This is a genomic window from Maribellus comscasis (assembly GCF_009762775.1).
Taxonomy (GTDB): Bacteria; Bacteroidota; Bacteroidia; order Bacteroidales; family Prolixibacteraceae; genus Draconibacterium; species Draconibacterium comscasis.
Genome location: NZ_CP046401.1, coordinates 1047013 through 1066869 on the forward strand (window position 1 = coordinate 1047013; position 19857 = coordinate 1066869).

23 protein-coding genes are annotated in these 19857 nt (G+C 37.0%); 15 read left to right on the plus strand and 8 right to left on the minus strand.

Annotated elements, in window-relative coordinates; translation table 11 throughout:
- Window positions 1–147: 147 nt before the first annotated feature.
- From GM418_RS04265 to rsxA, 7 genes are read left to right on the plus strand one after another with little or no spacing between them, the layout of a single operon-like run.
- On the plus strand, window positions 148–534 hold the full coding sequence (locus GM418_RS04265; protein ID WP_158863484.1) for a SoxR reducing system RseC family protein: 387 nt from the start codon (window positions 148–150) through the stop codon (window positions 532–534).
- 3 nt (window positions 535–537) lie between these two features.
- Complete coding sequence (locus GM418_RS04270) at window positions 538–1404, plus strand: Fe-S cluster domain-containing protein (RefSeq protein ID WP_158863486.1); 867 nt, start codon at window positions 538–540, stop codon at window positions 1402–1404.
- A 6-nt stretch (window positions 1405–1410) separates the two neighbouring features.
- On the plus strand, window positions 1411–2742 hold the full coding sequence (gene rsxC, locus GM418_RS04275) for an electron transport complex subunit RsxC (protein WP_158863488.1): 1332 nt from the start codon (window positions 1411–1413) through the stop codon (window positions 2740–2742).
- Window positions 2743–2765: 23 nt separating this feature from the next.
- Entirely contained in the window at window positions 2766–3746 is a 981-nt protein-coding gene (locus GM418_RS04280; RefSeq protein ID WP_158863490.1) for an RnfABCDGE type electron transport complex subunit D, read from the plus strand.
- A 2-nt stretch (window positions 3747–3748) separates the two neighbouring features.
- Window positions 3749–4357: an RnfABCDGE type electron transport complex subunit G gene (locus GM418_RS04285; RefSeq protein ID WP_158863492.1), complete on the plus strand. Its 609-nt coding sequence runs from the start codon at window positions 3749–3751 to the stop codon at window positions 4355–4357.
- Window positions 4358–4367: 10 nt separating this feature from the next.
- Window positions 4368–4952, plus strand: a complete 585-nt coding sequence (locus GM418_RS04290) for an RnfABCDGE type electron transport complex subunit E (protein ID WP_158863494.1) — start codon at window positions 4368–4370, stop codon at window positions 4950–4952.
- Window positions 4953–4963: 11 nt separating this feature from the next.
- Window positions 4964–5536, plus strand: coding sequence for an electron transport complex subunit RsxA (gene rsxA / locus GM418_RS04295; RefSeq protein WP_158863496.1), 573 nt, complete (start codon window positions 4964–4966; stop codon window positions 5534–5536).
- A gap of 59 nt (window positions 5537–5595) precedes the next feature.
- On the opposite strand, the gene GM418_RS04300 is transcribed toward rsxA, so the two are convergent.
- Complete coding sequence (locus tag GM418_RS04300; protein WP_158863498.1) at window positions 5596–6678, minus strand: TIGR04133 family radical SAM/SPASM protein; 1083 nt, start codon at window positions 6676–6678, stop codon at window positions 5596–5598.
- Entirely contained in the window at window positions 6678–7118 is a 441-nt protein-coding gene (locus tag GM418_RS04305) for a radical SAM-associated putative lipoprotein (RefSeq protein ID WP_158863500.1), read from the minus strand. The genes GM418_RS04300 and GM418_RS04305 overlap by 1 nt, the downstream gene beginning before the upstream one ends.
- Window positions 7119–7233: 115 nt before the next feature.
- Between GM418_RS04305 and GM418_RS04310 the strand changes: the two genes are divergently transcribed.
- The gene (locus tag GM418_RS04310) at window positions 7234–7926 is read left to right on the plus strand and encodes an aspartate/glutamate racemase family protein (protein ID WP_158863502.1); all 693 of its coding nucleotides are present in this window, start codon (window positions 7234–7236) and stop codon (window positions 7924–7926) included.
- Between the two features lie 3 nt (window positions 7927–7929).
- Here the strand turns inward: GM418_RS04310 and GM418_RS04315 are convergent, their stop codons facing one another.
- Complete coding sequence (locus GM418_RS04315; RefSeq protein WP_158863504.1) at window positions 7930–8820, minus strand: cation diffusion facilitator family transporter; 891 nt, start codon at window positions 8818–8820, stop codon at window positions 7930–7932.
- A 79-nt stretch (window positions 8821–8899) separates the two neighbouring features.
- On the opposite strand from GM418_RS04315, the gene GM418_RS04320 reads away from it, so the two are divergent.
- Window positions 8900–9592 (plus strand): hypothetical protein, encoded by a 693-nt coding sequence (locus GM418_RS04320; RefSeq protein ID WP_158863506.1) that lies wholly within the window; start codon window positions 8900–8902, stop codon window positions 9590–9592.
- 3 nt (window positions 9593–9595) lie between these two features.
- On the opposite strand, the gene GM418_RS04325 is transcribed toward GM418_RS04320, so the two are convergent.
- A complete protein-coding gene (locus GM418_RS04325; RefSeq protein WP_158863508.1) occupies window positions 9596–9838 on the minus strand; it encodes a hypothetical protein in 243 nt (80 codons plus the stop codon).
- A 490-nt stretch (window positions 9839–10328) separates the two neighbouring features.
- Here GM418_RS04325 and GM418_RS04330 point away from each other — a divergent pair, with 490 nt between their 5' ends.
- From GM418_RS04330 to GM418_RS04340, 3 genes are read left to right on the plus strand one after another with little or no spacing between them, the layout of a single operon-like run.
- The gene (locus GM418_RS04330; RefSeq protein WP_158863510.1) at window positions 10329–10883 is read left to right on the plus strand and encodes an RNA polymerase sigma factor; all 555 of its coding nucleotides are present in this window, start codon (window positions 10329–10331) and stop codon (window positions 10881–10883) included.
- Window positions 10884–10885: 2 nt separating this feature from the next.
- Window positions 10886–11473 (plus strand): hypothetical protein, encoded by a 588-nt coding sequence (locus GM418_RS04335; RefSeq protein ID WP_158863512.1) that lies wholly within the window; start codon window positions 10886–10888, stop codon window positions 11471–11473.
- The gene (locus GM418_RS04340) at window positions 11457–12503 is read left to right on the plus strand and encodes a hypothetical protein (protein ID WP_158863514.1); all 1047 of its coding nucleotides are present in this window, start codon (window positions 11457–11459) and stop codon (window positions 12501–12503) included. The genes GM418_RS04335 and GM418_RS04340 overlap by 17 nt, the downstream gene beginning before the upstream one ends.
- Window positions 12504–12549: 46 nt before the next feature.
- On the opposite strand, the gene GM418_RS04345 is transcribed toward GM418_RS04340, so the two are convergent.
- Window positions 12550–13452, minus strand: coding sequence for a glycosyltransferase family 2 protein (locus GM418_RS04345; protein ID WP_158863516.1), 903 nt, complete (start codon window positions 13450–13452; stop codon window positions 12550–12552).
- 125 nt (window positions 13453–13577) lie between these two features.
- On the opposite strand from GM418_RS04345, the gene GM418_RS04350 reads away from it, so the two are divergent.
- Window positions 13578–14969 (plus strand): redoxin domain-containing protein, encoded by a 1392-nt coding sequence (locus GM418_RS04350; protein ID WP_158863518.1) that lies wholly within the window; start codon window positions 13578–13580, stop codon window positions 14967–14969.
- A 2-nt stretch (window positions 14970–14971) separates the two neighbouring features.
- Here the strand turns inward: GM418_RS04350 and GM418_RS04355 are convergent, their stop codons facing one another.
- Window positions 14972–16606, minus strand: coding sequence for a SulP family inorganic anion transporter (locus GM418_RS04355; RefSeq protein ID WP_158863520.1), 1635 nt, complete (start codon window positions 16604–16606; stop codon window positions 14972–14974).
- Between the two features lie 299 nt (window positions 16607–16905).
- Here GM418_RS04355 and GM418_RS04360 point away from each other — a divergent pair, with 299 nt between their 5' ends.
- Together GM418_RS04360 and GM418_RS04365 are read left to right on the plus strand one after the other, a co-directional pair.
- Window positions 16906–17379, plus strand: a complete 474-nt coding sequence (locus GM418_RS04360) for a hypothetical protein (protein WP_158863522.1) — start codon at window positions 16906–16908, stop codon at window positions 17377–17379.
- 87 nt (window positions 17380–17466) lie between these two features.
- A complete protein-coding gene (locus GM418_RS04365) occupies window positions 17467–18054 on the plus strand; it encodes a DUF5041 domain-containing protein (protein WP_158863524.1) in 588 nt (195 codons plus the stop codon).
- A gap of 2 nt (window positions 18055–18056) precedes the next feature.
- Here GM418_RS04365 and GM418_RS04370 read toward each other — a convergent pair whose 3' ends face one another.
- Together GM418_RS04370 and GM418_RS04375 are read right to left on the minus strand one after the other, a co-directional pair.
- Complete coding sequence (locus tag GM418_RS04370) at window positions 18057–18773, minus strand: LytR/AlgR family response regulator transcription factor (protein WP_158863526.1); 717 nt, start codon at window positions 18771–18773, stop codon at window positions 18057–18059.
- Window positions 18766–19833 (minus strand): sensor histidine kinase, encoded by a 1068-nt coding sequence (locus tag GM418_RS04375; protein WP_158863528.1) that lies wholly within the window; start codon window positions 19831–19833, stop codon window positions 18766–18768. Before GM418_RS04375 ends, GM418_RS04370 begins: the two co-directional genes overlap by 8 nt.
- Window positions 19834–19857: the final 24 nt, after the last annotated feature.

Consider the following 19857-nt stretch of genomic DNA (forward strand, 5'->3'; position numbering starts at 1 on the left):
ATTTCTTAAATTAGACTTTTTATAAATAGCATTTTTTCAAATAAAACTGAATTTTGACATGTGTATGTATACATAAATATATAAATTTGCAATCTGTAAGTTACAAAATTTTTAGTTACGGGAACAGATATCAGACATAGGGGCTTCGTGAAGGAGACAAGAGGTAATTCACTGATTGTAAATATCATAAATGAATCAGCTTGTTCAGCATGTCATGCAAAAGGTGCTTGTACTGTGGCAGATTACCAGGACAAAGAAATTGAAATCACCAATTTTCAAAAAAAATATTCTCCGGGACAGGAAGTAACCGTAATCTTTCAGGAATCAAAAGGTTTTACAGCACTTTTTTATGGTTATGTTCTACCTTTTATAATTGTACTTTTAACGCTCATTGTAACAAATTCTGTAACAAATGATGAATTATTGAGTGGTTTAATTTCACTCGGAATTTTAATACCATACTATATAACATTATTTTTTTTTCGTCATTTATTAAAAAAAGTTTTCAAATTCGAAGTTGAAGAAACGATCTAACCTATGAGTATTACCGTTATATATACGATTGCCACATTAAGTATAATTGGGACTTCGGCAGCAGTAATCCTGTTTTTTGTAGCACAAAAGTTTAAGGTAAACGAAGACCCGCGGATTGACCAGGTAGAGGAAGCTTTACCAAGTGCCAACTGTGGAGGGTGTGGCTTTGCCGGTTGTCGGGCATTTGCTGAAGCCTGCGTAAAAAATGGAGAACTGGCCGATTTATATTGCCCGGTAGGCGGCAATGAAACCATGAACACTGTTGCTTCCATCTTAGGACTGGAGGCTGTAAAGAAAGATCCAAGGGTAGCTTTTATAAGGTGCAACGGAACTTGCGACCACAGACCAAAAACAAGTCATTTTGACGGGGCAACAACTTGTGCCATTGCATCATCCGTTTACAGTGGCGAATCTGATTGCCAATATGGTTGTTTGGGTTACGGCGACTGTTATGATGCCTGCGATTTTGACGCCATTGACCTGCGGGAAGGAATGGGTGTCCCGTTGATTCTCGACGATAAGTGCGTAGCCTGCGGAGCTTGTGTTGACGCTTGCCCGAAAGATTTGATTGAGCTGCGTAAAAAGTTCCCAAAAGACAGAAAAGTTGTTGTAGCATGCCGCAATGAGGATAAGGGTGGAGTTGCACGGAAAGCATGCAGCACAGCATGTATAGGTTGCGGAAAATGTCAAAAAGAGTGCAAATTCGATGCGATTACCATCGAAAACAATCTGGCATACATTGATTCAGATAAATGTAAACTTTGCCGGAAATGTCCACCTGTTTGTCCAACAAATGCAATCCTCGAACTGAATTTTCCACCGAGGAAAATAAAAAAGGAAGAAAAAGAAGAGTGTAATACAGCTAAATAGACCAGAATGTTAAAAACGTTCAAACTGGGAGGTGTTCACCCTCCTGAAAATAAACTTTCAGCCGATAAAGAGATACAGGTTCTTCCTCTCCCGAAATCGGTGTTTATTCCGGTAGCTCAACACATTGGAGCACCGGCTACACCAACGGTAAAACGTGGGGATGAAGTAAAAGTGGGACAGGTTATTGCCAAAAGCAGCAGTTTTGTCTCTACCAATATTCATTCATCGGTTTCAGGAAAAGTTAAAAAAGTTGATTTTTCAGAAGATAGTTCAGGATATCCTAAGCAGGGAGTTTTTATCGATGTTGCCGGCGACGAATGGATAGAAGAAATTGATCGCTCAGAGGAGTTGGCCAGGGAATTTGATATTGACGGAGCAGAAATCATCAAAAAGATCCAGGAAGCGGGAATCGTTGGTTTGGGAGGAGCTACTTTCCCCACACATGTAAAACTGGTTCCGCCGAAGGGAATGAAAGCCGAAGTATTATTAATTAACGGTGTAGAATGTGAACCTTACCTCACTTCTGACCACCGTTTAATGCTGGAAAAAGCTGATGAAATTTTAGTCGGCATACAACTTTTAATGAAGGCATTAAATGTGGAAAAGGCTGTAATCGGAATCGAAAACAATAAACCCGATGCGATTCAATTTCTTTCAGAAAAAACAAAAAATTACAAGGGTATTTTGGTTCAGCCTTTAAAAGTAAAATATCCGCAAGGCGGAGAAAAACAACTCATTAAAGCAGTTACGGGAAAAGAAGTTCCCTCAGGCGGGCTTCCAATTGCAGTGGGAGCCGTTGTGAGTAACGTGGGTACTGCCTTTGCAGTTTACGAAGCGGTTCAAAAAAACAAGCCTCTTTTTGAAAGAGTAGTTACTATAACAGGGAAAGGAGTTTCACAACCGTCAAATTTTAAAGTCAGGATTGGAACTTCAACTTCCGAACTTGTAGAAGCTGCCGGAGGATTACCGGAGAGTACCGGAAAGGTTATTAGTGGTGGCCCTATGATGGGACGTGCCATTGCTTCGCTTGAAGTACCTGTAACAAAAGGCACTTCGGGAATTCTTATCATGAAAGAAGAGGAATCAAAACGTAAGGATTATATTGCCTGCATCCGTTGTTCGCGTTGTGTTTCGGTTTGCCCAATGGGACTGGAGCCTTATCTTTTGATGACACTTTCGCAGAAACAAATTTTCGACCGTGCCGAGAACGACCGCGTAATGGATTGTATTGAATGTGGATCGTGCAGTTACACCTGCCCTTCGGAAAGGCCTTTACTCGACTATATACGTTTTGGAAAAGGGAAAGTGGGACAAATTATTCGTTCAAGAAAAAAATAATCAAATAATCTATACAACCGAAGATGAGCAAATTATTAACAGTATCACCTTCACCTCATGTTCATTCAGACGATTCAACCCAAAAAATAATGTACCGCGTTGTGCTGGCAATGATTCCTGCACTGGTTTGGTCGGTTTTTGTTTTTGGTCTGGATGCTCTGCGGGTTACCATAATTGCAGTTCTGGCATGTCTGGCATTTGAATTTCTGATTCAAAAATACCTGATAAAAGTAAAGCCAACAATTACCGATGGCTCTGCGCTGATTACCGGAATTTTGCTGGCTTTTAATGTTCCTTCAAATATTCCGTGGTGGATAATCGTTATCGGATCGCTGGCTGCTATCGGTATCGGTAAACTATCGTTTGGCGGGCTGGGACACAATATTTTTAATCCTGCGCTGGTTGGAAGGGTTTTTATGCTGATTTCCTTTCCGGTTCAAATGACGTCGTGGCCTGTAAACAGACAAAGCGGAATAGATGCTGTTACTTCGGCTACTCCTCTTGGAATCATAAAAGAAGGTATTTCAAACGGCACCCCTATTTCTGAAATCTCGCAAAGCCTTCCCTCCACCTTTGAACTGTTTTGGGGTGGAATTGGAGGTTCGCTGGGAGAAATATCAGCTGTACTTTTGGTAATTGGTGGTTTATACATGTTGTATAAAAAAGTAATTACCTGGCATATTCCGGTTTCTATTCTGGCAACTGTGGGAGTAATCGCCGGAATCTTTTGGATGGTCAATCCGGCAATTTATATCAACCCGCTTTATCATATTTTAACCGGAGGGTTAATGCTGGGCGCTATATTTATGGCAACCGATATGGTTTCGTCTCCCATGAATCCAAAAGGACAGATTATTTATGGAGTTGGAATTGGTGTTATTACCATAAGCATCCGATTATTTGGAGCTTACCCTGAGGGGATTTCATTTGCGATATTAATAATGAATGCTGTTACTCCTCTTATTAATTACTATGTGAAACCTGTAAGATTTGGAGGGAAATAACCATGGCAAAACGAGAATCGACATTTATAAATATGGTGGTAACACTTTTCCTGGTTACCGGGATCGCGGCTGCCGGATTGGGCTTTGTTTATGATTTAACAAAAGGACCAATTGAAGTAGCAAGGCTAAAGGCACAAAGCGAAGCAATAAAACAGGTTCTTCCTGAATTTGATACGCTGGGCGCTTCATTTAAAACACTGGCAGAAGAAGGTGGTGACAGTCTGGAATTTTTCCCGGCATATAAAAATGGGAAACTGATCGGTACAGCCGTACAGACATATACCAAAAAAGGATTCAATGGATTTATCTCCATCATGGCCGGAATCGATGAGGCTGGAAATTTTTCAGGATATTCAGTTTTGGAGCACGAAGAGACTCCCGGCTTGGGATCAAAAATGGATGTTTGGTTTAACAACCCAGAGAAACCCAAACAATTTGTTATCGGAAAAAATCCGAACAATACAAATTTTACCGTTTCAAAAGACGGGGGCGACATTGATGCAATAACAGCATCTACAATCTCATCAAGAGCCTTTTTAGATGCGCTTACACGAGCGTATTCTTCTTACGAAAAAAATAGTGACGCAACTTCCGGATTAACCGGAAATTAAAAATAATACCATGAACCAGTGGAAAAACTTTTCAAAAGGATTTATTAAGGAAAACCCGGTTTTTGTTTTGCTTTTGGGAATGTGCCCTACGCTTGGAGTTACTTCGTCGGCGATTAACGGGCTTGGAATGGGACTGGCAACAACTTTTGTTTTACTGATGTCAAACATTGTAGTTTCGCTGGTTAAGAATCTCATTCCCGAAAAAGTTCGCATCCCGAGTTTTATAGTAATTATAGCGGCGTTTGTTACCATTGTACAATTAGCTATGCAGGCCTATTTACCATCATTGTACAAAAGTCTGGGCTTGTTTATCCCGTTGATTGTTGTAAACTGTATTGTTCTCGGCCGTGCCGAAGCATTCGCATCAAAAAACACACTGGTTTCATCCGCAATTGACGGAGTTGGAATCGGACTTGGTTTTAGCTTTGCTTTGGTTTTACTGGGAAGTATCCGCGAAATTTTGGGCAGTGGTAAAATATTCAACATCACCTTGTATTCTGAGAATTACGTAACTCTGCTGTTTGTTTTGGCACCGGGCGCTTTTATTGTTTTGGGTTATTTAATTGCCATCATCAACCGGATTAAAAAGAATTAGGAGGAAATACAATGAACTACTTAGTAATTATCATAGGAGCGGTTTTAGTCAACAACATCGTACTGATGCAGTTTTTGGGGATTTGCCCGTTTTTGGGTGTTTCCAAAAGACTTTCAACTGCCATTGGAATGACAGGGGCCGTTGCTTTTGTAATGGTTCTTGCCACCATTGTAACTTATTTAATTCAAAAATACGTACTCGACAGTTTGGGATTGGCCTTTCTGCAAACCATAGCATTTATTCTGGTTATTGCATCGCTGGTTCAGCTGGTCGAGATTATACTCAAAAAAGTAAGCCCGGCATTGTATCAGGCACTCGGAATTTTTCTTCCTTTAATCACAACCAACTGTGCCATTTTGGGTGTTGCTATTCTAACCATTCAAAAAGAATTCAATTTACTTGAAGGTGTAGTGTATGCCATTGCCAATGCTGTGGGTTTTGGATTGGCACTGGTTCTATTTGCAGGAATTCGCGAACATCTCGATTTACAGGATGTACCTAAAGGTTTAAAAGGAACACCAATTGCTTTAATCACTGCAGGAATTCTGGCGATGGCCTTTATGGGATTTTCAGGATTAGTATAAAAACAAAGAAATAGAACAAAAGGATGGTATCATTTCAGGGAGTGCCATCTTTTTTATATTCATACTTCCCCTTCTTTTATCCGTTTATAGTGGCAAAAAAGCAGGTTCCCCATTTCATCGCGAAGATGCATACCGTTCCCCTCGCAATATTTAAAATATTCGCAAAGCTCACACTCTCCCGTTTTTAACCATTCCCTGCTTCTAAATATGGAATAATTCTTTTCCCAGATTTCCCTGAAACTATCAGTGTAAATATTTCCCTGAACAAAGTTATCTCTTAAATTCGGGCATGCCGATATTGAACCATCAATTAACACAGAAGCAATATTTATTCCTGCCCGGCAAAAAAACAGGTTATCTCTTACTTCGCTTTCATAATTTCCCAGAAAACCTTCGCAGCCATAATTTATTTTTACGTCTCCTTTTTTTCGCTCTGCAGCGATAAAGTCAAAAAGCTGTTTGAATTGTTTTGGCGGCAGCTGTAATTCATTGTGAACTTTTGCCCTGCCAACAGGAAACACGGTAAACAAACGCCATTGTTTAACACCGTTTTCCAACAACACTTTTTTTAATAACGGTAACTCGTCAAAATTCTTTTGATTTACACAAGTCACAACATCAAATCCCAAACCGTTTACCTTTGACAAAAGGGCAATACTTTTTACCGCTTGCTGAAAACTGTTCCGGTTGCCGCGTAACCAGTTATGTGAACTTTCCAAACCGTCTAAACTAATTGTAACGGCACGCATTCCCACATTTAACAACGACTCCAGGCGTTTTCCCGAAAGTTGTAAACCATTGGAAACTATTCCCCACGGAAATTCTCTCTTGTAAAGTTGTTGTCCGCACACCTCCAAATCTTTTCGCAACAAGGGTTCGCCACCGGCAAATACAATCATTGTTTTATGCGGGTCAACAATTTCTTTAATATCGTCGATTGCATTAATAAAATCCTCAACCGGCATATCTTTTACCTGCGACTCCTTCTTGCAATCGCTCCCACAATGCAAACAATTAAGATTACATCTTAATGTGCATTCCCAAAAAATATAATTTAAACGGTGGAGTTTCTTTTCATTTTGTTTATAGCGGCGAAACAATTCCAACGCAATCTTTTTCCGAAAAGAGATATCTGAAACCATTAATTTTTGTCCTTCAGTTTTATATCAAATTCCTTGTTGGTCTCTCCATTGTACCAACCTCCGTCTCCTCCGTTAAATTCAGGGTCGACAAATGCAACCACTGTATCAAGCTTTTGATATTCGCCATTTTCAGCACCATCTACGTCCTCAAAATAAATTGGAAACTCCTGGTCGGTTGGGAAATCCACTTTTTCCACTTCATATTGCCCACTTTCATTTGTAAGGGTTGAATCATAGCTCATTTTTACCTTAATCCCTTTGATTCCGACGTCATTTTCATTTGTCACCTTCCCTGTAACAATAAATGTTGCACTTGGTGTACCATATTCTGCAACTGTGCCATATTCACACCCTCCAAAAGAGCAGGCAGTCCCTATTCCAAGAACGGATATAATAAATGCAATAATTCTATTTTGGCTTTTTAAAATTCGGTTTTTCATGTTGATTTTTTAGTTTACAGATTATTTTCTGCACAGAAAGGTTGCTTCGCTAAGTCGTTTTTTCAAACTTAACAAAATATTTGCCACTTTTACATTCAATTTATTTAAATATAAAATGAAAACCATAGGATTAATTGGAGGTACCGGGTGGGTATCAACTCAGGAATACTATAAAATCATTAATGAAAAAGTTAATAAAAAACTTGGTGGGCTCCATTTCCCGCGAATAATTCTTTATTCAATCAACTACGGCGAGATTTATGCCTGTAACCAAAAAAACGATCGTGAAGGTGTATATAAAATCATAAAAACCGGAGCTGAAACATTACAACATACAGATATTGATTTTCTGGCGCTTTGCGCAAACACCATTCATTTTACTTTCGAAAAATTAGTTACCGAAATTGACTTGCCATTTGTACATATTGCCGACGCGACCGGTAAAAAAATCAAAGAAAAGAAGTTAAAAAAAGTTGGGTTGCTGGGCACACAGGAAACCATGGAAATGGACTTTTACAAAACCCGCCTGGCAAAAATGGGAATAGAAGTCATTACACCTGAAAAAAATGACCGCAACTTTATACACCAATCGATTATGAAAGAATTACTTAAAGAAAAGTTTCTTCCGGAAACCAAAAGTGGTTTTATTTCTGTTATGAATGATTTGAAAAGTAAAGGCGCTGAAGGTATTATTCTAGGTTGTACGGAAATACCTTTGCTGATAAAACAAAAAGATTACGATTTGCCCCTTTTCAGTACGCTTGAAATTCATGCTGAAGCAATTGCCGAATTCTCTTTAACAAATTAAAAATCAGTCACAATCCTTACAATGTCCGGGATCATATTCAAACTGAATGGTAACATGCTCAATATCAAATTCATCGTGCAACATTCTTTGAACATTTCTGAACAACTTGTTGGTTTCCGAGACTTTTATGTCGTCTTTCAAAATAATATGGCATTCAAAATGAATTAGTTTATCAGTTAAATTCCACAAATGAATATGATGAACATCTTTTAAATCGTTCAATTCCATCAGCCTCTTTTCAATTTCATCAATATGTAAATCTGCAGGAGCCATTTGCATCAAAATGGTAACCGACTCCTTTAATAATTTAATGGTATGAACAAACAGATAGATACTTATTAAAATAGTTACAACCGGGTCGATCCAGTAAATTTCATAAAACCAAATCAGAACCGCCCCCAAAATCACGGCCAGCGAAGTAAGTGCATCTCCAAGCAAATGCAGGTAGGCTGCTTTAATATTAATACTCTTATTTTTTTCTTTTTCAAGAATTAAAACGGAAATTCCATTTGCAATCAAACCAAGTAAACCAAGCCAAAACATCCATTTAGCGTCAACCTCGGGCAATGTAGACAAACGATCAATGGCCTCAAAAACCAAAAATATTGAAATTCCTATCAGTGCCAGTGCATTGATAAAAGCCGCAAGAATCTCGGCACGTTTGTATCCAAAAGTCGATTTTCGCGTGCTTGGTTTCTGACCAAGAAGCTGAGCAATATAAGCGAGAATAACTGAAATCATGTCGCTCAAATTGTGCACAGCGTCGGAAATTAAGGCGAGGCTTCCGGAAACTATTCCACCAACAATTTGAGCAGCCGTAATAATTCCGTTCAAAATAATTGTAAAAACCAATTTTGATGCTGATACCTGATGTGTTTCGTGAGAATGTGCCATATTTGTCTTAAAACATAATAGTGTAAATTTGGTTTAAAAATTGTTGTAAGTATTATATTTATCAAAAATAATTCAAAATATGAAAAAATATTATTTATACATCTTTGGATTGCTGCTGTTTACCGAAATTTTAAATGCCCAAAATATTTTGGAAGTCAGACAGGCAGTTGATCTCTTTAACACGTCTAAAATGTTGAGAGGCGATATGACCAAAACACTTAACGAAAGTGATATCGAAGGTTCCCCTTTTCTGGAAAATGAATTTATAAAAGGTGTTGTTTATACCACATCTAATACAAAATATGTTGACGTTCCTTTGCGCTATAATATATACAACGATGCAATTGAATTTGACACGGGAAATGGTGTGCTGGCACTTGCCGCACCTGAAATTGTAGATAAAGTTGAATTTGGCAGTTATACAATGGTATATGTTCCATACAGTATCACAAAAAAAATACGACGTGGTTTTTTTATCGTTGAAGAGGAAGGAAAAGCCTCTCTGCTGGTAAAACCGGAAGTTGCATTTGTAAAAGCAACAGAGCCAGGCGCCTATAAAGCAGCAGAACCGGCAAAATTTGACAGAAAAAATGATGAATATTACATTTGGGTAAAAAAGAAAGAAGCCAAAATGATTACGGGAAAGAATGATATTGTTGATGTTTTCCCGGACAATCGAGAGAAGATAGAGGCATTTATTAAAAAGAACAAAATAAAACACCGCAAACCGGAAGATCTTAAACAACTGGTTCAATATTACAATTCATTGTAAAAACTATTTCTGATTCGGAACAAAATTTAATCCGAATGCAAATTCGTTTTTATCCTGATTGAATCCTCCGCACCCGAAAATGTTGGTGCCGCTCCCTGTACTTAAAACCAAAGAATTCGCAATTCTGAAACTAATAAATCCCTCCAGATATTTATTTAAACCTGCACGCTGGAGGGCACACGTGTCAAACGATACCCTGAGAAAAACCAATGTTGGGAATTCTTCAAAAGCGGCAATTATTGACATCGATTTTAAAATTGACACTTTAGCGGAAAAAAACGATTAATTTGCGTTATATGAGCTATCCGCTTTTGTTGTGAAAAAAAGACTAACTGAATAAACCCGCCATTGTCTTTAGCCGGGAGGAATCGGCTTTAATAAATGAAAAGTTAAAAATTTGAGATTTAGCTACTACTCTTCTGTCCCTCGTTAAATCCGGCCCGATCTATTATATTAAATGCTTATAAGTGATCACAAGTTAACTATGTTGTTATGAGAAAAACAGAAAGGAATGAACTTGGATTACAGACGCTAAAAAAATCGTTCTGCAAAACAACGGATTCAAAAAAAATACCAATATTTATCCCCGATTCTTTGAGCGATTGAACTTTCTCAAAAAGGACGATATTAACCTGCCACACTCGTTTTGTAATAAATACATCGAAAACAAAAAATAATTCAAAAACGTATGCAACATTAATTTATTGCCGTCGTCATTGAATCAGAAATAAAAAAATTGGAAACGTTATACAAAAACATACATCAGGAGATAATTGACCAGTGCAGACAAGGAAATGAAAAAGCACAGTTTCAGTTGTATAAATTGTATTATAAGGCAATGTACAGTGTTAGTGTACGAATCCTGAATGACGAAATGGAGGCGGAAGATGTTATGCAGGAAGCGTTTCTGAAGGCATTCAAAAAAATAGATACCTATAAAGGAGAAGTTAGTTTTGGTGCCTGGCTCAAAAAAATAGTTGTAAACCGTTCTTTGGATCAATTGAAAAAAAGAAAAGTTCAGTTTGAAGAAGTAAGTGAAAAAAACTCTCAGATTGCTGAATACCAAATGGAAACAAAAGAAGTGAATGTAAATACCATTAAAAAAGCCATTCAAAAACTTCCGGACGGTTATCGAGTGGTTTTAAGTCTTTATCTGATTGAAGGTTATGACCACGATGAAATCAGCCAAATTTTGGGAATCAGTAATTCTTCTTCACGGACACAACTGTTACGGGCCAAAAATAAATTGAGAGAACAATTAAAGGACGAAGAAATATTTTCATACAATTAGCAATGAAAGAAAAAGACTACATAGAAGAAATTATTTTAAAAAACCTGGAAGAGTTAAACGACAACGAACCACAGGATGGGCATTTTGAACGTTTTGAAGCCAAGTTAAAAAGCCAGAATAAAAAGAAGAGAATTACATTGAATGTGGTTTGGAAAGTGGCAGCGGCGGTTATTTTTGTTTTGCTTGCAGTAAATCAGGTAGCAATTTATATGTCGCCCGAAAAACTAACTACCAAAATCGCAAATGCAAAAAACGACATTTCACTGGCCTCTGTTTCAGAAGAATACGAAGAAGTTGAAATTTATTATACAAATGCAATTGACGCCGGGTTGACACAATGGAACACATTAAGCAACGAAGGTTTTATCTCGGCGGAAGAACAGGAAATGATGGATACCGAACTTGCTGAATTTGAGACACGTTTTAAAGATCTTCAGGAAGATTTGGCTGCCAACCCCAACGACGAACGTGTGATAAATGCAATGCTGGAATATTATCAGACCAAGCTTGGAATTATAAATATGATTGTAAACAAATTAGAAGAAGTAAAACAACAACAAAAAAATACGGAACATGAAATCGAAATTTAAATTCTTCACTATTCTTTTTGCCCTCGGTATTTTCTCCACCGGACTAAAAGCATTTGCAGAAGAAAAAACAAAAGAGTATCACCAGGCATGGACGGTGAATAGTGTCCAAACCATGGAAATATCAAATAAATACGGAGAAATTAAAATCAATAGTTTTGGGGGAGACTCAATCACTATCGACGTTGTAATCACTGTAGAAGCTCCCAATGAAAAAAGAGCCAATGAGTTACTTGAGCAAATTAATATTGATTTTGGAAAATCAGGAAGTACGGCCAGCGCCGTAACCGAGCTCGACAATAATTTTAAAAGTCGTCAAAAATTCAGTATCGATTACAGGGTAAATATCCCGTCGGATAAAAACCTGAAAGTTGCGAACAAATACGGAAATACCATTGTGAATGAGTTAAATGCCGATGGCGATTTTAATATTCAGTATGGTAATTTTACGGCCAACCAGTTAAACGCCCCTGTATCGGGAGGAGATATGAACCTGAACCTGGCCTATGGAAAAGCAGATATTGGTTCGTCTAACGACATGGGTATAGAGGTAAAATACTCAACTATAAATCTTGGCGGCGCAGGAAATCTGAAAGTTGAGTCTAAATATTCAGTTTTAAATGTGGAAGAGTCAAAAGTTGTAAATATCGAATCCAAATATGATACATTTGAATTTGAAGAAATTGAAGCACTTAGTGCGACAACAAAATACAGCCATTTTAAAATTGAAGAATTAAAGAAAAGATTAAAAATTGAAGCTGGTTATGGTGGAATCAGCGTTGATGAAATCGCTGATGATTTTGAATCCATTTCAATCGAAAACAGTTACGGACAAATCAAACTCGGACTAGATGAAGCGAGCTATTCGTTGGACGCAAGTTGCGATTACTGCGGAATTTCTTATCCTGAAGATGATTTTGTTGGAAACAGGATGAAAGAAAACCACTCGCAAACCGTAAAAGGAAAAGTCGGCTCAGGCGGAAGTGGAACAGTCTATATCAGAAGCCGCTACGGAGAAATAAAATTACGCTAAAATATAATTACGATATTGCTGAGCTAAAAACCGTGGACATTTTTGTTCACGGTTTTTTTATGGTTGAAAAAAAACTGAGTTTATACAAATCAAACCATTTTATCCGCGGATTTTGACTTTTCAGGTTTGCTTCAAGTGAAGAACAAAACACAGCATAAAACAAACGTAGAAAAAAAGCTGGAATCCACTTTGATATGGCATAAAACCTTTTAAGAAAATACACCTGATTTAAAAAGTCCGGATCGTTTTTCACCACTTCACCTGCAATGTAATTCAAGTTTTCAAGTGCAGTTTTGCTCTTTCTGAGAAACATATCAGCATCTTCCAAACCGGTGTGCTCAACCGGATTATCGATGTGCCATATTTCAACTCCCCTTTTAAATAAATCAAAACCAAGCACTGTGTCTTCATGACCATAGTTCCGAATATTTTCCCGAAAGTGAATAGCGTTAAAAACCAGCTTTGGAATCAAAAAATTATTTGAAGTAATAATAAATCCTTTTTTCCTGTTCCGTAAATCTGCAGAAACAGCTTCGCGTTCTGTTCCGTACTTCCAGCGCAGAACCTTCTCCTTCTCAACAGGTTTCTGCTTTTGATACGCGGTTCCTCCACACAAAACACAATTCGGCTTTGCATTTTTCAAAAAAACCGACAGATAATCTTCTTTTATAATTTTCGAATCGGCATCAATAAACAACAGATATTCATAGTTGGAATCAAAACCCATTCTATTCCGGATAGCAGCCCTGCCCAGGTTTGTTTCCATTTCAATGTATTTTACTTTTGGGAGTTTTCCTAATGCCCGGTTTGCGCTTCTATAAACCTCCTCTGAGCCGTCATCGTAAATATTAATTTCAAATGCATCGCTTATTTTTTTAGCCTGCTGAACAAGTTCTAAAACCAATTCGTTTACTTCAACGTTAAAAACCGGAATATTTATTGATAACATAAAACGACAAATGAATCAGGTTGAAATTACGGAAAGATTCCGTTACAATTCTTTTTCAAACACTATTTTTGTAAAAACTTTTAATAAAGTAAAATATTTTACTTTTAACATCAAATTTGGTTGCAATGCTAAAATACATTTTACCGATCCTATTTTTTATCACCAGCGTTTCTTTTGCACAGGAACATCACATTGAAGTTCAGATAAATTCAGCTCCAAATAAAAAACTAAGTCTGGCATACTATTACTTAGGAAATATTTATATAAAAGATACAGTAGATCTGGATGAAAGAGGATTTGGTACTTTTGAAGGGGACACCATCCTTCCACAGGGTTTGTATAAAATGTATCTGGACGAAAAAAACCATTTTGATTTTTTGCTTGGAGCCGACCAAACTTTTTCAATAAAAAGTGATAATTTTTCAGGTGAAAACATAAACATAAACGGTGCAATTGAAAGTGAAGAATTTGCAAAATATGTTGAATTTCTAAAAAATTTACAGGAAAAAAGTGCTCAACTAAAGCAGGAATTTCAGCAGGCAAGCGGTGAAGAAAAAGAAAAAATTCAGCAAGAGCTGAACGAACTTACCCCCCAACTTCATAATTACTGGAAAAACATTAAAAAGAAATATCCCAACTCGTTTGTATCGGCTTTTTTAATCGCAAACCTTGTTCCTGTGCTGGATATATCAACATTACCTGAAAATGTACAAAATAACGATTCGTTGTTATTGGCAGCCAGGTTTAATTATCAAAAGGAACACTACTGGGATAATTTTGATTACACCGACGAACGATTGTTGTACACACCGCTTTACAAGCCTAAGCTGGAAAACTGGTTTACAAAAGTATTGTATCAAAATTATGACTCGGTAAAAATACCCGTTATTGAATTTATTGAAGAAATACGCCCGCATAAAAGGATATTTCAATATGTTACATCCTATTTCCTGAACAGCAGTATCAACAGCAACATTATGGGAATGGATGCTCTGTTTGTTGATATTGCCCGAAGATACTACCTCTCTGGTGAGGCTTTTTGGGCATCAGACGAAACCATTGAAAAAGTGAAGGAGAACGTAATGTTTTCTGAACATAACCTGATTGGGATGACTGCACCGGATCTAACACTTGAAAGTGTGGACGGAGATTTCTATAATCTGCACGGAATTAGTGCAAAATACACCGTTATCATCATATTCGAGCCTAACTGTTCGCATTGTAAGGTTTTTGTACCCGAATTCCATAAGGAAGTGTATTTGCCTTTTCGCGACGAAGGTTTGGAAGTTTACTCCATTTACTCAATGGATGACAAAAATGAATGGACTGAGTTTTTAACGAAACATGATCTGTACGACTGGATTAATGTTTGGGATGAACATAACGTGTCCCGTTTCAAAGTTTTGTATGACGCACGCAAAACGCCAGGTGTTTATGTTTTGGATCGGGATAAAAAAATAGTAGCAAAAAAACTCAGTGTTGAACAGCTCAAAAAATTTATGGAAGACAACCTGTAGAACTAATTAATCATCTTTTGCGCTCTTTGCAAAGCCTTATCAAAAGACTCCAAAACGAACTCTTCGTCAATTAATTTGAAAACATTTGACTTCGCAAGGGCTTGTTTTACCTGAACATTCACACCGGAAAGAATTACTTTAATTCCCGAATTTTTTAAAATTTTCAGAGTCTGCGTTAAATTCTGCAAGCCCGTTGAATCGACAAAGGGAACGTGCCGCATCCGAATAATGATTATTTTACTTTTTAACCCGGTTGATTTTAAAACTTCACAATACTGCTTGGCTGAAGCAAAAAACAGCGGGCCACTAATTTCATAAATGCCAATTTCTCTGGGTAATGTTGAATAGTCCTCAATTACATCCGAGTCGACTACCACCGGAATTGTTTTACTCAAATCGGCCATTCTTTTCATAAAAAGCAAAGCTGAAAGTACAACACCAACTTCAATAGCAACTGTTAAATCAACCAAAACGGTTAAAAAGAAGGTGCTCAATAAAATTAAAATATCAAAAACAGAACCCTTTAGAATCGAACGGAATGTCCTCCATTCGCTCATATTATATGCAACCACAATCAAAATTCCCGCAAGGCACGACATGGGGATTAATTTTACCCATCTGCCAAAAAACAACATAATTAAAAGCAAAACTACCGCGTGTATCATTCCGGCTACCGGTGTACGGCCTCCGTTCTTAACATTGGTTGCCGTTCGGGCAATGGCGCCTGTTGCAGGAATTGCTCCAAAAAAAGGCGCAACAATGTTAGCAATCCCCTGCCCTATCAACTCTGTATTCGAACGGTGATGGCCACCTATCATTCCATCGGAAACAACCGCCGAAAGCAATGATTCGATGGCGCCGAGCAAAGCGATAGTTAAAGCCGGCTGAAAATAATACCCCAAATTGCTGAAATCAACTTTTGGGAATTGAAAATGAATTGAATTTGGGATCTCTCCAAAAAATGACTCAATCGTAGTAACAGGCAATTTAAAAACCTGCACCATTGCAGTTCCTATGATAATGGCTAGCAACGACCCAGGAATTTTCCTGATATAATTTTTTGAGAATACGACCATTAAAATGGTTGCCGCTGTAATAGAAACAGCATAAATATTTATACTATGTAAGTGTATAAAATAAACTTTCCATTTCTCAACAAAAGTGCTGGGTACCGATTGAATATCGAGCCCCAAAGCATCGCGAATCTGGGTAGAAAAAATAACCAGAGCAATTCCGCTCGTAAAACCTACAATTAGAGGATGTGGGAAATATTTTAACAATGAACCCAATTTCAACAAACCAAAAACGACAAGAAATATGCCGGCTAAAATCGTTGAAATCAACAAACCATCAAATCCGTACTGAGAAAGAATACTATATACGATTACGATAAAAGCACCTGTAGGACCACCAATCTGCACCCTGCTTCCTCCCAACATGGAAATAATAAAACCGGCTATAACAGCCGTGACCAGGCCCTTCTCGGGAGAAACACCTGATGCAACAGCAAAAGCAACTGCCAATGGCAAAGCAACAACTCCAACTACAATCCCGGCCATAACATCGGATGAAAACTGTTTTCCCGAGTAGCCCTCTTTTACAATACTAAAAAACTTTGGTTTAAAAATGCTTTCCACGAATACTATAATTAAAAATGACGCGCAAAAGTAATCGGAAAAGAAATCCTTTGTTCAAAATAGTTAAGAATAACTTTAATTCTTATGTAAATCTTAAGTCTTCCAAACAATTTATCTAAAAACACTCATTTCCAGCAGCCCCACAAAAAAACAAAAACAAACTAATGATATTTTCTTCTAAACCAAACTCTGATGAAAATTTTGTATTTTTATAGATACCGGAAAAAAGCAATTCAATCGGTAAACAACCTTTTCTTGAAACAAGTGTTTATAAAAACCGAACAACAAAAAATACAAATATGGTTCCAATAATTACCCAGGAAGAAATTCAGGAAATTCAGGAAAAATGGGCAAATGGCCTTGTGGGAATTGGAAAGTCTTATATAGAAAAAAAGGACTTCAAAAAGGCAGCAGCCGAACATGTACAAAAATTGTACGGATATGGCGAGGAAACGGTTTTATTTAAACCGACAATGGCGAATAACAAACAGTTTCGTAAAACTTTTGAAGCCGCCCTGTCTTATTTTATTGGCGGAAATCCGGAATTTCCAAACGATGTTGGTTTTGCCTTAAAACCATGGAAAGATGTAAGATTTGAAAATTCAGATTTTATATTAAAAGAAAGATATGCAATTGCCATGGGTAACTATTTTTTTACAGATTATGAAGGCAGCGAAACCAAAGTTGAGTATACATTTGGCTTCTACCGCGATGAAAACCAAAAGTTAAAGATTCATCTGCATCATTCGTCGGTACCTTATAAACGAACTTAATAAGTTTAAAATTATCAGGAAGTTTTTATAGTTTTTTGACTGGTATGTTTTTTGCTTGCAACCGGGAATAATTCAAACCAAACAAAAATGAAAAGATTTACTTTCCTGTCCTTATTTTTCATTTTCTATTCGACATTATTATTCTCCCAAAAATTAGTCACAGAACTAAACTCCGGTGATATAAGAAGTGCTTTAAAACTGGCCAATATCGAAATTCATAAGTTCAATTTTTCAGAGGCCGATACAGTCCACAACCTGACTATTTACTTAGATGAAATAGCAGATGATTCAATTATTAACCATAAGGAATATAATTTTGGCAGGTGGAGTAATGACTTAACTAAAAGACAGTTGAAAATTATGTCAAAAATCGATTCGGCAAAAGACTCGGTTTATTTTATCACACTTTCCCACCCCGGCATGCAACTCTCTGCAAGATTTGATATCTCTCCCGAATTTTGTAAAAATCACGCATGGATGGATGTGAAACAGGATGAGATACTTTACGACAAAAAAACACCATTACTTTTTTTCGGAATGTTTTGGGAAGATGAATTTAACGGGCAAAAAGTTTACCGGTTCTGCTGGGGTGAAGAAGTAACAAGAGAAATGAACAATGTGAGTCTCGATCAAATTGACCACATGATTTTGGTTAGTTATGAACTAAAAGACTAAAATCAGACTTGTTCCAATCTTTCCAACACATCATTTTTATAAGTGCGGCTGATGGGAATCTGTTTTTTTCCAATTTCAATTACCTCACTTGTAAAGGATTCAATTGCATTCCGGGCAACAATATATGAACGATGAGTGCGTATAAATTCCTTTTGTGGAAGTTTAGCTTCAATATTGATAATCGTTTCGCGCGTTACAACAGTTTTATCACTCAAATAAATCTTTATATAGTCACTTAAACTTTCGACAAATAAAATTTCGTTAAAACATATTTTTACCATTTTCCGATCGGAACGCACAAAAAAATAGTCACTTTTTTCCTCATCAACCTGAACAGCATCAATCACTTTAACCGGCATATTCTCATTCATATACTTGTTCAAAGCCTGAAGCAAACGTTCAAAGGAAATGGGCTTCAACAAATAATCAACAGCCTGTAAATCAAAACCATCCACAGCATATTCACGATAGGCAGTGGTAAAAATAACCTTACTGTTTTTATTCATGGATTTGGCAAATGACAAGCCCGATATTTCAGGCATATTAATGTCCAAAAAAATTAAATCGACATTCTGACTACCAATGATTTCAAAAGCCTCCAACGCATTTTTGCAACTTCCCAACACATTTACCCTGTCGATTTTTGAAAGGTGTGTTTCCAAAATTTCCCGTGCAACAGGTTCATCATCAACTATAATACAATTGATTTGCTCAGTCATTTTTTTGAAAGTTTAGGTTCGAAATATTAAGCTCTGCCAAAAACCAACGCTCACGTCGGGCTATATCTAAATTATAATTTGCTTTATAATTCAACTCCAATCGCTTACGCACATTTTCCAATCCTATTCCGCCCTTTTGATTCGCCTCGTATTCAGAAGATGTATTCCGGATTAAAAAATTGAGACTGTTATTTTTTACCGTCACTTTTATTTCGATATGCAGAAATCCATCCATCAGGCTACCGTGTTTAAAAGCATTTTCCACAAAGGGAATCAATAACATCGGGGCAATTTGAATGTTTTCGTCAATTTCATCCGAAATAAAAATAACCTTCAACGTGTCCTTAAACCTGATTTTCTCCAGCTCAATATATTCTTTGATGTGCAAAACCTCCTCTTTTAAACTCACCCGTGGTTTGTTTACCTGATACAAAATATAATCGAGCAGATTCGACAATCTTAGAATTATTTCCGGTGTTTGGAGCGACTGTTTCAAGGCAAAACCATAAATGGTATTTAGCGTGTTAAAAAGAAAATGCGGGTGAATTTGCATCTTCAGATAATGAAGTTCCTGTTCCTTCAATTGCAATTGTGTTTCTAAAATCTTATTCTGAAGCTCTTTGTTTTTTGAAAGGGTTGTGAAATTATGGTTTAGTAACGTAATAAAACTAACCACGCCTGAAACAAGGAAAACCAAAACAAGAATAAAAAAGAAGTTTTTACTCATGGGCGGCATTACCGCGACATTAAAACTGAGCAGAAAAATAAGACAACCGTAAATTACCAACGCTATAATGTATGATGAAAATACAAGGGTATAAAAACTATATAAGCCAAATAAAAAATATCGTTTAGTGAGCAGGTATTTGGGAATAAGGAAATAAACCAGAAAATAGGTCACCATCATGGTTATGGGAAGCAGGCAACTCGAAAAAGTGGTGATATAAACCGTATCGCTGGAATTGTAGCTAAAAAAATAGTAAAAGAAAAACCAAACACTTATCCAGAATAAAAAATGAAACAGGACAGTTTTGAGTTTTATTTTTTTCCGTCGGTTCATCAAACAATATTAATGAAATTTGAT